Raw genomic sequence first — 14,315 nt, forward strand, 5'->3', positions numbered from 1 at the left:
GCCCCGGACACCATCGGCAAGTACGTCAAAAACTGGCCTTGATCTCCAGCGTCGCGGCATTGTCATTGGTATCCTTGCCGCCCGGCACAAAGCCGTGCTGGTTCAGATAGCCCAACTCAAGGTTCACCCGCCGATTGAGCGGCATGTTGAAGCCCAGCGAATTGCGCATCCGTTCCTCGCCGCCCAGACGCTGGAAACCGTTGCGATTGGCATCGATAAAGCTCTCATGCGCGGCCACCAGCATGACCTTGCCCACCACCGGCATCGTGGCCTTGATAAAGGGGCGCAGACGCCATGCCGTGCCGGTGATCCCCTCGCGCCAGCGCTGTTCCACCCGCATACGGCCCGAAATCCGCACCGGACCCAGCGTCAGCAGACGGTCAAAGCTCAATTGCTGGCGAAAGCGATGCTCCATGATGGTGAAATTGCCATGGGCATATTGCGGGTCATGGGTATAGCCCAGATAGAACACCATCCCGAGCGGTCCGCCCTTGTCGCCGATCTCGTGGCCCAGCATCAGGTTCTGTTCCAGCTCGTAAAAGCCGCGCGTCTGGCTGAAGCGGGTGATGTTTTCCGCCGAGGCGCGCCAGCCATCGCCCAGATTGGCAGTCGCCGTGGCGATTTCCCAATGCTGGGCATCGCTGGCCATGGCGGCGACAGGCGTGATGGACGCCATGGCCAAAAACGCCTTGGCCGCCCCCACGGCCATGGCATGAAATGTGTTGCGCTGCACTCTTGCGATCCCCGTATGTGACAATTCGGCGTCAACTATGACGTTATGATGACATTTTTATGTCAGTCGATTGTCACAAAAACCCGTATGCGAACGTAGGGACAGCCAAGCATCGGAAGAAATATGACAAAATCCCTGTCACAATCTTCGCTTTTTGACCTCGGCGCTGCGCGATGCCATGCCTTTGTCATGAACGAATCGAGCGCCTTCTCCGACGAAACCATCGAAGCCATTGCGCTGGGCATGGTCGAATGCCGCCTGCCCAAGGAACGCTGGACCCACGGCGCGCATTGGGCCGCCGCGCTCTGGCTGTTGCGCTATCGTCCTGAAATTGCTGAACCGCAGGCGATGGGGGCGGCGATCCGCGCCTATAATGAATCGGTGGGCGGGGTGAATGATGACACCTCGGGCTATCATGAAACGATCACCATCGCCTCGCTGCGCGCCGCGCGGGCTGAGTTGGCACGTCATGGAAGTGACACAGCCTTGTCACAAATCCTCGCCGCCCTGCTGGCGGGCGATCTGGGCAAGAGCGATTGGCCGATGGCCTATTGGCGACGCGAGACGCTGTTCAGCGTGGCCGCGCGGCGCGGATGGGTGGCGCCCGATCTGGGGGAATTGCCGTTCTGAACCCTTGCCTTGGGCGCGGGCCTGACCCTATGCCCGCGCCATGAGAAACATGCGCCCCGCCCCGAAACCTGCCGCCCCGAAAGCCCCCGGCGAAGGCCCGCCGATCACGCCTGCGGGCATGGCGGCGCTGCGTGCGCGTTACGATCATCTGCTGGGCACAGAACGCCCCGCGATCGTCGAGATCGTCAGTTGGGCCGCAGGCAATGGCGACCGCAGCGAAAATGGCGACTATCTCTATGGCCGCAAGCGAATGCGCGAGATCGACCGCGAACTGGCCCATCTGGCGCGGCGCATGAAGGCGTGCCGCGTGGTCGACCCTGCGCGGCAGGAGGACCGGGGCCGCGTCTGGTTCGGCGCCACCGTGGAAATTGCCGATGAGGATGACAATCGCAAGCATCTGACCTTTGTGGGCGATGACGAACAGGATGCCAGCAAGGGCCTGATCGGATGGTCAGCGCCGATTGCGCGGGCATTGCGCGGGGCCGCATTGGGCGATTTGCGCCGTGTGGCCCTGCCGGGCGGGGAAAAAGAGTGGGAAGTGATGATGATAACCTATCCCCCTGCCCCCTGAAACGCCCGGCAGGTAATAAATACTCTCCATTTTCGCTCTTGCGCGCAGGAAACTTTCGCATCTAAGGCGCTTCGCGGAGGAAAGCGCCGGGATCGGATGGCGCTGGCTTAGGAGACATACCATGCGCCATCGGCCAACCGGCCTTTGGGCAAAGCACCGTCGCAGCCTTATGGCGGCTGCCTTGCTGTGCCCCACACCTGCTTTGGCCCAGACCGCAACCGGCGCGAACGCCGCCGATACGGTATGGATCCTGATCTCCAGCGCGCTGGTGCTGTTGATGTGCCTGCCGGGCCTGTCGCTGTTCTATGGCGGTCTGGTGCGGGCCAAGAATTTCCTGTCGGTGATGGTCCAGGTGGGCGTGATCACGGCGGTGGCCTCGCTGGTCTGGGTGCTGGTGGGCTATGCGCTGGCGTTTGGGCCGGTGAGCAATGGCTGGATCGGGGGCCTCTCGGGCCTTGGTCTGGCGCATCTGGCCCCGGTGCGGTCGGGCACGACGCTGCCCGAAAACACCTTTGCGCTGTTCCAGCTCTGCTTTGCCGCAATCACGCCCGCGCTGATGGCGGGCGCCTGGGTGGACCGGGCGCGCTTTGGCTGGGTGGTGGCGTTTTGCGGGCTTTGGGGTCTGCTGGTCTATGCCCCGGTGGCGCACTGGATCTGGGGCGGCGGCTGGATGAGCACCGGCTATGGCACGCTCGATTTTGCGGGCGGCATTGTCGTCCATACCACGGCGGGCGTTTCGGCGCTGGTGGCGGCATGGGTGCTGGGCGCGCGGACGGGTTTTCCCAAGACGTTGATGCTGCCGCATTCGCCTGCCTTGACGATGTTGGGCGCGGGTCTGCTCTGGGTCGGCTGGTTCGGCTTTAACGGCGGCAGCGCGCTAACGGGCAGCGCGGCGGCGGCCAGCGCGATTTTGAACACCCATACGGCGGCCTGCGCGGCGGCGCTGATGTGGATCGTCTTCGAAGCGGCCCATGTGGGCAAGCCGACCAGCGTGGGCTTTGCCACCGGCGCGGTGGCGGGTCTGGCCACGGTGACGCCTGCGGCGGGCATGATCGCGCCCGGCGCGGCGGCGGTGTTTGGCCTTGCGGGCGCCTGCGTGTGCTATGCGATGATCCAACTGGTCAAGCAGCGCTGGAAGATCGACGATTCGCTCGACGTGTTCGCGGTGCATGGCGTGGGCGGGATGATCGGCTCGCTCGGCCTTGCGGTGGCGATGAGCCCGGCGCTGGGCGGCACGGGATATGCCGCAGGCGGAAGCATGGGCCATCAATTCATCGCGCAGGCCGTGGGCGTGGGCGTGACGGCGGCATGGTCGGCGGTGATGTCCTATGTTCTGGCCGTGGGCCTGGGCAAGATCATGCCGATGCGCGCCACCGAGGATGACGAGCGCGAGGGCCTCGACATTACCTCGCATGGTGAAAGAGCCTGGGAACTGGACTGACGTAACTGGATTGATCCGGTATCGCCGCATGATTAAAGGAGGCCGGGTGATGAAACGCCCGGTCTTTTTTCTTTGCCTTTTCGCCTTGGGCGCGGCGCCCGCCGATGCCCGCGATGCGCTGGGCATGTTCGGCGCATGGGGCGCGTTTCGCGATGCGGGCATTCCGCGCTGCTACGCCATTGCCATGCCCGAAGCGGGCGCGCGGCGCGAGGTCGATCCCTATGCCGATGTTGGCCTGTGGCCGAAAAAAGGCGTGCGCGGACAGGTCCATTTCCGCCTCTCGCGCCGGATACAGCCGGGCGCAGCGGTGCAATTGACGCTGGCGGGACAGCGTTACCGGCTGATCGGCGGCGGGATCGACGCATGGGCCGCCGATGCGCGGATGGAGGCCGCCATCGTGGCGGCGATGCGCTCGGGCGAGATCATGACCGTTTCATCGCGCGACGGCGCGGGGCGATTGTTCAGCGACCAATATACGCTGCCCGGCGCGGCCACGGCGATTGATGCCGCCGCGCTGGGTTGTGCGGGGCGATAAGGCGTCAGGGTAGCATTTTGCCGGATTCGCCGCTATGGGCCCGACTATGGACACCCCCCTTCCCACTTCTCCTCTGCCCACGTCGATGACGATTGCGGGCCATATCGACCCCGTCGTCACCGCGCGCGACATTACCGCGCGCGCCGATGGCCGCGTCGATCTGCTGGGCCTGCCGCGCCCGCGCATCGCCGAAATCTTTGCGGAGGCGGGGCTTGAGCCCAAGCAGGCCAAGCTGCGCGCCAAGCAGGTCTATCACTGGATCTATCATCGCGGCGTCACCGATTTTGAGGCAATGACCGATATTGCCAAAACCATGCGCCCCTGGCTGGCCGAACGTTTTGTCATCGGTCGCCCTGAAATCGTCGTTTCGCAGCACAGCGAAGACGGCACGCGCAAATGGCTGCTGCGCACCGATGACGGGCATGAGTTCGAAATGGTATTCATCCCCGATGCCGATCGCGGCACGCTTTGTGTTTCTTCGCAGGTCGGCTGCACACTCAATTGCCGCTTCTGCCACACCGGCACGATGCGTCTGGTCCGCAATCTGACGCCGGGCGAGATCGTGGGACAGGTCATGCTGGCGCGCGATGCTCTGGGCGAATGGCCCAAGGCGGGTCAGGCCGATCTGGCCGCGCTGACCGATGAACTGGTCGATGATGAGGGCGGCTACTCGCCTGACGGCCGCCTGCTGACCAACATCGTGATGATGGGCATGGGCGAGCCGCTGTATAATTTCGACAATGTGAAGGGCGCGCTCAAGCTGGTGATGGATGGCGATGGGCTGGCTTTGTCCAAGCGCCGCATCACGCTCTCGACCAGCGGCGTCGTGCCGATGATGGAAAAGTGCGGCGAGGAAATCGGCGTCAATCTGGCCGTTTCGCTCCACGCCGTGACCAAGGAGGTGCGCGACGAGATCGTGCCGATCAACCGCAAATATGGCATTGAAGAGCTGCTTCAGGCCTGTGCGGATTATCCCGGCGCGTCCAATTCGCGCCGCATCACGTTTGAATATGTGATGCTCAAGGACAAGAACGACACCGACGAGCATGCGCATGAACTGGTGCGCCTGCTGCGCCAGTACAATCTGCCCGCCAAGGTGAACCTGATCCCGTTCAACCCCTGGCCCGGCGCGATTTACGAATGCAGCACGCCCGAGCGTATCCGCCAGTTTTCAAACATCATTTTCGAGGCGGGCATTTCGGCCCCCGTGCGCACCCCGCGCGGGCGCGATATTGATGCGGCCTGCGGACAATTGAAGACCTCGGCGCAGAAAATGTCGCGCGCCGAACTGGATCGTCTGGCTGAGGAAAAGCAGGCTGCTCTGGGATAAGGCCATCAGCGTGATCCCGGTTGGTGGATGGATGACCCCGCCCGATATGCTGGCTCTGGCCAGTCGGGTGGGGCATCAGCTGGCCAGCGAGTGCGAGATCCGCAGCCAGCGCGGCAAGACCTTCCGCGAGGCCTTCATGGCGGCCAGTTTTGCCCAGCATCGCCATGCAGAGGCGGTGCGGCTATTGCCCGAAACCGGCAAGCCCACGCCCGACTTCGAAATCCGGCTGCATGGTGTCGACCTGGTTTTTGAAAATACCGAGGCGGACAATCCACTGGTCCACCGCAACACCGCCTATGAAACGACATGTCGGCAGTTTGAACTGGGGGCGCCCTATGTCTCGCCCACGCCGGTGATGATTGCGCCCGACGCCTATGCCGCCGAAATCGCGCGGCTGATCGCCAAGAAATGCGCGAAACGGTATGAGCGCTGCGATGGCTTGCTGATCCGGTCGAACACGACATGGATCGAGGGGCTCTCCGATCCGCCACTTGCCTGGTGGCGGGAGGCCTGCGCGCAGGCCGCCAACCATTTCGACGAGGTATGGGTGTTCCACCATCGCCGCTTTTTCGCGGTATCTGGCCCGATTGGCCGGGTCGCCTGAAAAACCGCCCCGGCCCATCGAACCGAGGCGGACAAATCCGGAAGCTCAGTCGTCATCCTCCGGGGCCGCAGGCGCCCAATTGGGCGTGCCGACATAGCTGAAATCGACATCCGCCCCGAAATGCGCCTCCGCCCCGGCCCGGCTGAAGCCTTCCTCGCCGGGCAGCAGCGCCGCGCCATCATCGAAACGTTCGCCATTCGCGTCATTTTGCCAGATTGCCATGATACGCGCTCCTTACTGATAATCGAGGTTGAGGCCGACAATCGCGCCTGCGGCGATCGCAGTCGTATCGCTGTCTGCGGCTGCGGCGGTCAGCGCATAGGCGATGCCGGTCGAGAAATAGAGGCCGTTGGCCCAGGTCGCGCTGGCCGCGAGGCTGGCGCTGGGCGCAATGGCGATGGTTTTGATCGGCGTATCGGTGCCGACGGTGGGGGCGGCCGCCTTGTTATAGAGCTTGAGGTAGATGACAGAGGCGGTTGTATTATAGGCCTGAATGGCAAAAAGGTCGCCTGCGCCGCCCTTGGCCACAGTGGCATTGGTGCTCGCCGCGCTTGAGGCGATACGGCTGACGGCGACGGGCTTTTTCTGCCGATCCCACGTGCTGCCATTGAACAGGAAACCGCGCGTCAGCGTCATGATCGTGTTCACGCTGTTGGTCGCGCTATCGGTGATATTGCCCGACACGCCCGCGATATAGCCCCCGCTCCATTGCAGGCGGACCGCCAGCGCTCCTGAACTGTCAAGCTGAAGTGATCCGACCTGCCCGCCAGTCAGCGTGGGCTGGGCGGTGTTGTAAACACCCGCCGTGGTGATCGCGCCCTGATCGCTGGCCAGCACGACCGGCAGGCTGGCGGCAGCGGTCTTCTGGCCAAGGCCGGCGGGAAATTTGCCCAGCAGGCGCTTGAACAAGGCGATCAGGCTGGCGGTGGCCGAATCCGATGCTGCCGCCGTATCGGTGGTGGACCCCATGGCCGCCAGCGCCCCATCGCCCAGCGCCACAGGCAGGGGCGTGCTGGCCGAAACCGTGGCGGCCGAATTATCGGTATTGGCAAAGGCAACGGCATTGGCCGGGGTATAGGTGGCCGGATAGACAATTTTGGGATTGGGCATGTCGGACTCCATCTCTCAGCGATTAGCCGAGCGATGGATTATCCAAATGGGTTAAAGTAGGAAAGCCTTGCATCCAAAAAAGCTCACATGGCCAAATCCGCCCCCGCTCCAACCGCGCGAACCTGCCCCGCAATCCACACGCCTTCCTCATCGCGCGAAACATGGACGCGGCCATCGGCGCCGATCCTGCGCCCCTGCGCCGCCACATAATCGCCCGTGGCCAGCCCGCTTTCATACAGATAGAGCGCGGCCCCCGCATTCAGGCTGCCGGTCACCGGATCTTCGACCAAGATGCCGCCGGGCCCGGTGAAAAATCCGCGAATTTCCCAATCGACGCCCGGTTCGTCCGATGGCCCGATCAGGCCCAGATCAACCACGCCCTGTGCCGTGACCACCGGTGAAACCGCCAGAACAGCCTGCGCACTGGCCAGGCGGAGCAATTGCCAGGGCGGGCCATTATCGACATGCACCGCCTCGATCACATCCTCGGGCGACAGGCGCAATTGGGCCAGCGCTGCCGCCTTTTCGGTATCCGACAAAGGCCCGCTGCGCCGCAGCGGCGGGGCGCGGAAGGCCAGCCCAGCCTCCGTCACACGCACCGGCACCAGCCCGACCCCGCATTCCTGCATGATCCGCTCGCCCTTGGCCACGCCCCCCGCCGCACGCCATGCATAGGCGCTGCCCAGCGTGGGATGGCCCGCGAAAGGCAATTCCAGCGTGGGCGTAAAAATGCGGACGCGGTAATCGGCCTCGGGATCCGTCGGGCGCAACAGAAAAGTGGTTTCCGAAAAGCCGATCCAGCGCGCCAGCGACTGCATCGCCGCGTCCGACATTCCGTCGGCCCCATGCACCACCGCCAGAGGATTGCCCGAAAGCGCGCCATTCACAAAGACGTCGACCAGATCCAACCGCATCGCCATTTCCTTTCAGAAACATAGCATAGCGGCAAATCGCTTCCCCTCAAGCCGCCTTCCCTCGCCGCGCGCTTTATGCTTGATGGGGGCATGAACCGTCCTGCCCTGCTTATCACCGGCGGCGCCAAACGTATTGGCGCGCGCATTGCTCATCGTTTTGGCGCGGCGGGATGGCATGTCGTGATCCACTATGGCCAAAGCCGCAAGGATGCCGAGGCCTTGGCCGCGCAATTGCCCAGCGCCGAATGCGTGGGCTGCGATCTGGCCGATCCCGATGCGGGCGTTGCCATGGTGAAGGATCTGGCGCAGCGGTTGGGCGACTGGCGCATTTTGGTCAATTCGGCCGCCGTGTTCCGCTATGACGATGCCCGCGCGATGGACGCCGATGTCTTTGCCGAGGCGATGACGGTCAATGCGCAAACCCCCACCCGCATGGCGCAGGCATTTCTGGCCCATGCGCGGGCGCGGGCGGGCCGCCGCGTGATCGCCATCACCGACATGAAGCTGGCCAATCCCAACCCCGATTTCTTCAGCTATACGATGGCCAAGCACGCCCTTTCCGCCACGGTGCGGATGCTGGCGATGGGCGCGGCGGGGGCGCAGGACCGGATCTACGCCATCGCGCCGGGCGCCATGCTGCCCAGTTTCGACCAGCAACCGCATGAGCATGAGACCTCGGGCCGGATGAACCTGCTGGGCCGGTTGACCGATCCGGCCGAGATTGCCGATGCGGCGCTGTTCCTTGCCGATGGCTGGCTGGCCAGCGGCGAAACCCTGTTTGTCGATTCCGGCCAGCATCTGCTGTCACAGCCGCGCGATGTCCTCTATCTGGCGCGGGGCGGATAGGGGGCCCAAACGCTTGCCCCTTGGCGCATGCCCTGCTAGGCGCGGCGCCAATCTCTTTCTTCCTATGCGGAGCGCCCCATGTCAGACATCAAGCGCGTCGTTCTCGCCTATTCGGGCGGGCTTGACACCTCGGTCATCCTCAAGTGGCTGCAAGTCACCTATAATTGCGAAGTGGTGACCTTCACCGCCGATCTGGGTCAGGGCGAAGAACTGGCCCCGGCCCGCGCCAAGGCCGAGCTGATGGGCGTGAAGCCCGAGCATATCTATATCGACGATCTGCGCGAGGAATTCGTGCGCGATTTCGTCTTCCCGATGATGCGCGCCAATGCCCGCTATGAAGGCGACTATCTGCTGGGGACCTCGATCGCGCGCCCGCTGATCTCCAAGCGCCTGATTGAAATCGCGCGCGAAACCGGCGCCGATGCCGTTTCGCATGGCGCCACCGGCAAGGGCAACGATCAAGTTCGCTTCGAACTGTCGGCCTATGCGCTGGAGCCGGGCATCAAGGTTATCGCCCCCTGGCGCGAATGGGACCTGACCAGCCGCACCGCGTTGATCAAATGGGCAGAAGAACACCAGATCCCCGTACCCAAGGACAAGCGCGGCGAAAGCCCCTTCTCGACCGACGCCAACCTGCTGCACACTAGCTCGGAAGGCAAGGTTCTGGAAGATCCGTGGCAGGAAACCCCGGATTATGTGTACAGCCGCACGGTTAACCCCGAGGATGCGCCCGACGCCCCGGAATATATCGAGATCGAGTTCGAAAAGGGCGATGGTGTTGCCCTGAACGGCGAAGCGATGTCGCCTGCCACGCTGCTGGCTGCCCTGAACGAACTGGGTCGCAAGCATGGCATCGGTCGCCTCGATCTGGTCGAAAACCGTTTCGTCGGCATGAAGTCGCGCGGCATGTATGAAACGCCGGGCGGCGAAATCTATGCCCGCGCGCATCGCGGCATTGAATCGATCACGCTGGATCGCGGCGCGGCTCATCTCAAGGATGAGATCATGCCCAAGTATGCCGAACTGATCTACAACGGCTTCTGGTTCAGCCCCGAGCGCGAAATGCTGCAGGCCGCCATCGACCATTCGCAGGCCAAGGTTTCGGGCACCGTCCGCCTGAAGCTCTATAAGGGCGGCGCCTATGTTGTGGGCCGCAAGTCGCCCTATTCGCTCTACAGCGAACGCCACGTGACCTTCGAAGATGACGCGGGCGCCTATGACCAGAAGGACGCCGCCGGCTTCATCAAGCTGAACGCGCTGCGTCTGAAGCTGCTGGCGAACCAGAAGTAAGGTTTGCAGGTTAGCCGAATTAAGGATGCCGGGGGCCGCGAGGTCTCCGGCATTTTTGTTTTTGGGGCTTGGAAAAAGTGTGCCTCCGGCGGGCAAAGGGCCGGGGCCCTTTGCAATCCCGTTATGGGATGGCGCGAAGTTTGCCGGGAAGCGCCATTCCGCGAAGCGGTTTATAAAGCCTGCGGCGCATCAACGTCACGCGACAATGCCTCAGGGCGCGACAAAGACAGTATCGGGATTGCAAAGGGACTAAGTCCCTTTGCCCGCCGGAGGCACCCCCCTCTAACGCAACCCCGCCAACTCCGTCCGCGCCGCCGCAACCTGAACCGCCAAACGCGGATCGGCCAACAAACGCTCGGCCACCACCATTGCCGCGCCCCGGCTGGCTGAAGTGTCGCTCGGATAATGCACGCCGCACAGCCAGCGCCCCAGCGCATAATCATCCGCCCGCGTCAGCACCGCCTCGGCCCGCTGCGGCGCCAGACGCGCCAGCGCCCAGCCCATGGAATAGCCCACGCTGGCATGGCCGCTGGGATAGGAGCGCTGGCTCTTCCCAGGCTTCACCGCCTTGCAGGTCGGCATCGTAGGATCGGCCTGATAGGGCCGAGGCCGCGCAAATTCATCCTTGCCCGCGCCGATCACCGCATTGGCCTCTTCTTCTATGGCCACCAGCAGGTTCCATGTGGCGGGCATCCGGCGCAAATCGCGACCCAGCGCGACGCTGTAGATTGCGGGCGTCTCATCCTCGCCATCAGCACGGGCACGCGCAATCCGGTCTGCGGGCGTCACCGCGATCAGGCGATGGAGGAAATCCAGTTCCTGCCGCGTCATCGCTTCGCCCGGCGGAGGGGCGAAAATCAAGCGCGGCGCAACTTCGGCGGGATTGAGGTAATGGATCTGGGGCGGATCGGACATTTCGCGCAAAGGCACCCCGGCATGGGCGATGCCGCACAATCCCAAAGCCATCAGCCCCAATGCCGTCAAACGCATAGCCACCTCTCCACGAATGGCGCCCTGCTATCTCACGACAATGACAACCTTGGGACAAAACCGGGACAGAGGGGCGGTTACGGGCCAACATGGCGCAAATGCCATGTTCGCCCCGACGCTAGTCCGTCAGATCGCGATAGATCGCCGCCATCCACCAGACCAGAACAGCCACACCCGCAACCACGACCACCGCCTGTTGCCAATCAGCCTCAGACGCCGGCGCCAAAAACTTGGTTGCAACCACAACCCAGACCCACATCGCCGCCCATGGCATCAACCGCCGACGACGCCAGCGCCACCGGGCCGAAGGAAAAGACAACATGCCATCGATCTTTGACCAGCATGCCCAGTCGACCACAACAATCAGCGGCAATATCAGAACCGCCCAGATCACCGCGCCAGCAACGGCTTCAGATACCCCCCCGTAAAGCTGGCCGGATTGGCGGCCACCTGCTCGGGCGTTCCCTCGGCCACGACCATGCCGCCCCGCACGCCGCCCTCGGGCCCCATGTCGATGATCCAGTCGGCGGTCTTGATGACATCGAGATTATGCTCGATCACCACCACCGAATTGCCCTGATCCACCAGCCGGTGCAGCACTTCGAGCAGCTTGCGCACGTCCTCGAAATGCAGGCCCGTGGTCGGTTCATCCAGCACATAAAGCGTCTTGCCGGTCGAGCGCCGCGCCAGTTCCTTGGCCAGTTTCACCCGCTGCGCCTCGCCGCCCGACAGGGTCGTGGCCTGCTGCCCCACCTTGACATAGCCAAGGCCGACCTCGTTCAACATATGCATCCGGTCGCGGATCGGCGGCACATTGGCAAAGAAACTCTCGGCATCCTCAATGGTCATATCCAGCACGTCGGCGATGGAATGGCCCTTGAATTTTACCTCCAAAGTCTCGCGATTATAACGCTTTCCGCCGCATTCCTCGCAAGTCACATAAACGTCGGGCAGGAAATGCATCTCGATCTTGATGAGGCCATCGCCCTGACACGCCTCGCACCGCCCGCCCTTGACGTTGAAGCTGAACCGCCCCGCCTTATACCCGCGGGCCTGCGCCTCGGGCAGGCCTGCAAACCAATCACGGATCTGGCCAAAGGCGCCGGTATAGGTGGCCGGATTGGATCGCGGCGTGCGGCCGATGGGCGACTGATCAATCTCAATCACCTTGTCGCAATGCTCAAGACCAACGATCTTGTCATGCGCCCCGGCAATCACCCGCGCCCCGTTCAACACGCGGCTGGCCCCGGCCTGCAACGTATCAAGCGTCAACGTCGATTTGCCCGATCCCGACACGCCCGTTACGCAGCAAAACGTCCCCAAGGGAAACCGCGCCGTCACGCCCTTCAGGTTATTCGCCCGCGCATTTTCGACCACAATCGCCTTGCCATTGCCGGTTCTGCGCTCGCTCGGCACCTCGATACGCCGCTCACCGGTCAGATATTGGCCGGTGATGCTGTCGGGATTGGCCAGAATATCCTCGAGCGTGCCCTCGGCCACGATACTGCCGCCATGAACGCCCGCGCCCGGCCCCAGATCGACGATATAATCGGCGGTCCGGATCGCATCCTCGTCATGCTCGACCACGATCACCGTATTGCCCAGATCGCGCAGGCGCTTGAGCGTTTCCAGCAAGCGGTCATTGTCGCGCTGATGCAGACCAATAGAGGGTTCGTCGAGCACATAAAGCACGCCCGACAGGCCCGACCCGATCTGCGAAGCCAGCCTGATCCGCTGGCTTTCCCCGCCTGACAAAGTGCCGCTCGTCCGATCCAAATTCAAATAATCCAGACCCACATTGTTCAGGAAACCAAGCCTTTCGTTGATTTCCTTCAGGATCGCCTTGGCAATCTGGCGCTGCTGATCCGTCAGCTTTTCATCCAGCGTCGAAAACCACTCCAGCGCATCCGACACGCTCAACCGCGTCCGGCTGGAAATATCGCTGTCGGCCACTTTGACGCACAGCGCCTCGGGCTTCAAACGCTTGCCCTCGCACACTTCGCAAGGCTGCGAGGTCTGAAACTTGCCCAGTTCCTCCTTCATCCACGCGCTTTCGGTCTGCAGCATCCGGCGATTGAGATTGCCGATCACGCCCTCAAACGGCTTGGTGACAGTATAGGCCTTCTTGCCATCGATAAAGGTCAGCGGCACCGGCGTCTTACCCGTGCCATAGAGCACGACAATCTTCACCTCGGTCGGCAGATCGGCCCAGGGCGTTTCCAGGCTGAACCCATAATGCCCGCCCAGCGAGGCCAGCACCTGCATGTAATAGGGCGAAGGCGGGTTCGATTTGGCCCATGGCACCACCGCCCCTTCCTTGATGCTCAGTGCCTCGTTGGGCACCACAAGCTGAGGATCAAACAGCAATTTCTCGCCCAAACCGTCGCAGGCCGGACAGGCCCCCTGCGGCGCGTTGAACGAAAACAGGCGCGGCTCGACCGCCTCCAGCGTGAAACCCGACACCGGACAGGCGAATTTTTCGGAAAACACGATGCGGTTGGTCGGAACCCCGGCCCCCTTCAACTGCGCGCCCTTCTTCTTCGAACCCGTCGCAACCTCGCCCTCGCGCCCCGGCACCACGCCCTCGGCCAGATCGACAAAAGCCAACCCCTCGGCCAGCTTCAATGCCTGTTCAAACGAATCCGCCAGACGCGATTCGATGCCCGGCTTCACCGCGATACGGTCGACCACCACCTCGATGTCATGCTTCAACTTCTTGTCGAGCGCAGGCACATCCTCGATCGCCATCAACTCGCCATCGACGCGCAGGCGCGTATAGCCTGCCTTCTGCCACTCGGCGATTTCCTTGCGATATTCGCCCTTGCGCCCGCGCACCGCCGGCGCCAGCAAATAGGCCCGCGTCCCTTCGGGCAGCGCCATCACCCGGTCCACCATCTGCGACACGGTCTGCGCCGCAATCGGCAATCCGGTCGCGGGCGAATAGGGAATGCCCACCCGCGCCCAGAGCAGGCGCATGTAGTCATAAATCTCGGTCACCGTGGCCACGGTCGAACGCGGGTTGCGGCTGGTGGTCTTCTGCTCGATGGAGATCGCGGGGCTAAGCCCGTCAATATGCTCGACATCGGGCTTTTGCATCATTTCAAGAAACTGGCGCGCATAGGCCGACAGGCTTTCGACATAGCGCCGCTGCCCTTCGGCATAGATCGTATCGAACGCCAGGCTGGATTTCCCCGAACCCGACAGGCCGGTGATGACGATCAGACTGTCCCTCGGCAGAGAGATGTCGATGCCTTTGAGATTATGCTCGCGCGCGCCGCGCACAGTGATGTGGGTCAGACTCATGGTGGCGGTGTTCCAGAT

Annotated in this window: 15 protein-coding genes; 8 read left to right on the forward strand and 7 right to left on the reverse strand. The window is 63.1% G+C overall.

Annotation, left to right across the window (positions count from 1 at the left end; translation table 11 throughout):
- Positions 1–25: 25 nt before the first annotated feature.
- Positions 26–733: a DUF2490 domain-containing protein gene (locus BGP00_RS06260; protein ID WP_292689988.1), complete on the reverse strand. Its 708-nt coding sequence runs from the start codon at positions 731–733 to the stop codon at positions 26–28.
- 189 nt (positions 734–922) lie between these two features.
- Here BGP00_RS06260 and BGP00_RS06265 point away from each other — a divergent pair, with 189 nt between their 5' ends.
- The 6 genes from BGP00_RS06265 (at position 923) to BGP00_RS06290 (ending at position 5,844) form a co-directional block, all read left to right on the forward strand.
- The gene (locus tag BGP00_RS06265; RefSeq protein WP_292689986.1) at positions 923–1,363 is read left to right on the forward strand and encodes a hypothetical protein; all 441 of its coding nucleotides are present in this window, start codon (positions 923–925) and stop codon (positions 1,361–1,363) included.
- Positions 1,364–1,412: 49 nt separating this feature from the next.
- Positions 1,413–1,934, forward strand: a complete 522-nt coding sequence (locus BGP00_RS06270) for a GreA/GreB family elongation factor (RefSeq protein WP_168604706.1) — start codon at positions 1,413–1,415, stop codon at positions 1,932–1,934.
- A 169-nt stretch (positions 1,935–2,103) separates the two neighbouring features.
- Positions 2,104–3,375, forward strand: a complete 1,272-nt coding sequence (locus tag BGP00_RS06275; protein WP_292690220.1) for an ammonium transporter — start codon at positions 2,104–2,106, stop codon at positions 3,373–3,375.
- Between the two features lie 49 nt (positions 3,376–3,424).
- Positions 3,425–3,910: a hypothetical protein gene (locus tag BGP00_RS06280; protein ID WP_292689984.1), complete on the forward strand. Its 486-nt coding sequence runs from the start codon at positions 3,425–3,427 to the stop codon at positions 3,908–3,910.
- Between the two features lie 85 nt (positions 3,911–3,995).
- Complete coding sequence (rlmN, locus tag BGP00_RS06285; RefSeq protein ID WP_292690218.1) at positions 3,996–5,240, forward strand: 23S rRNA (adenine(2503)-C(2))-methyltransferase RlmN; 1,245 nt, start codon at positions 3,996–3,998, stop codon at positions 5,238–5,240.
- A 10-nt stretch (positions 5,241–5,250) separates the two neighbouring features.
- Positions 5,251–5,844 (forward strand): hypothetical protein, encoded by a 594-nt coding sequence (locus tag BGP00_RS06290; protein ID WP_292925725.1) that lies wholly within the window; start codon positions 5,251–5,253, stop codon positions 5,842–5,844.
- Between the two features lie 45 nt (positions 5,845–5,889).
- Here BGP00_RS06290 and BGP00_RS06295 read toward each other — a convergent pair whose 3' ends face one another.
- From BGP00_RS06295 to BGP00_RS06305, 3 genes are all read right to left on the reverse strand, one after another.
- The gene (locus tag BGP00_RS06295; protein ID WP_292689980.1) at positions 5,890–6,066 is read right to left on the reverse strand and encodes a hypothetical protein; all 177 of its coding nucleotides are present in this window, start codon (positions 6,064–6,066) and stop codon (positions 5,890–5,892) included.
- A gap of 12 nt (positions 6,067–6,078) precedes the next feature.
- Positions 6,079–6,954, reverse strand: a complete 876-nt coding sequence (locus BGP00_RS06300) for a hypothetical protein (protein WP_292689978.1) — start codon at positions 6,952–6,954, stop codon at positions 6,079–6,081.
- Between the two features lie 83 nt (positions 6,955–7,037).
- Complete coding sequence (locus BGP00_RS06305; RefSeq protein WP_366522354.1) at positions 7,038–7,874, reverse strand: PhzF family phenazine biosynthesis protein; 837 nt, start codon at positions 7,872–7,874, stop codon at positions 7,038–7,040.
- An 84-nt stretch (positions 7,875–7,958) separates the two neighbouring features.
- Here BGP00_RS06305 and BGP00_RS06310 point away from each other — a divergent pair, with 84 nt between their 5' ends.
- A complete protein-coding gene (locus tag BGP00_RS06310) occupies positions 7,959–8,714 on the forward strand; it encodes an SDR family oxidoreductase (protein WP_168604507.1) in 756 nt (251 codons plus the stop codon).
- A 78-nt stretch (positions 8,715–8,792) separates the two neighbouring features.
- Complete coding sequence (locus tag BGP00_RS06315) at positions 8,793–10,004, forward strand: argininosuccinate synthase (RefSeq protein WP_168604506.1); 1,212 nt, start codon at positions 8,793–8,795, stop codon at positions 10,002–10,004.
- A 282-nt stretch (positions 10,005–10,286) separates the two neighbouring features.
- Here BGP00_RS06315 and BGP00_RS06320 read toward each other — a convergent pair whose 3' ends face one another.
- The 3 genes from BGP00_RS06320 to uvrA all read right to left on the reverse strand — a co-directional run bounded on the left by BGP00_RS06320 (position 10,287) and on the right by uvrA (position 14,297).
- Positions 10,287–10,994, reverse strand: coding sequence for a phosphatase PAP2 family protein (locus BGP00_RS06320; RefSeq protein ID WP_292690216.1), 708 nt, complete (start codon positions 10,992–10,994; stop codon positions 10,287–10,289).
- A gap of 118 nt (positions 10,995–11,112) precedes the next feature.
- The gene (locus tag BGP00_RS06325; RefSeq protein WP_292689974.1) at positions 11,113–11,388 is read right to left on the reverse strand and encodes a hypothetical protein; all 276 of its coding nucleotides are present in this window, start codon (positions 11,386–11,388) and stop codon (positions 11,113–11,115) included.
- Positions 11,385–14,297, reverse strand: coding sequence for an excinuclease ABC subunit UvrA (gene uvrA, locus BGP00_RS06330; RefSeq protein WP_292689973.1), 2,913 nt, complete (start codon positions 14,295–14,297; stop codon positions 11,385–11,387). Before uvrA ends, BGP00_RS06325 begins: the two co-directional genes overlap by 4 nt.
- Between the last annotated feature and the right edge of the window lie 18 nt (positions 14,298–14,315).

It is taken from the genome of Novosphingobium sp. 63-713 (genome assembly GCF_001898925.1).
Taxonomy (GTDB): domain Bacteria; phylum Pseudomonadota; class Alphaproteobacteria; order Sphingomonadales; family Sphingomonadaceae; genus Novosphingobium.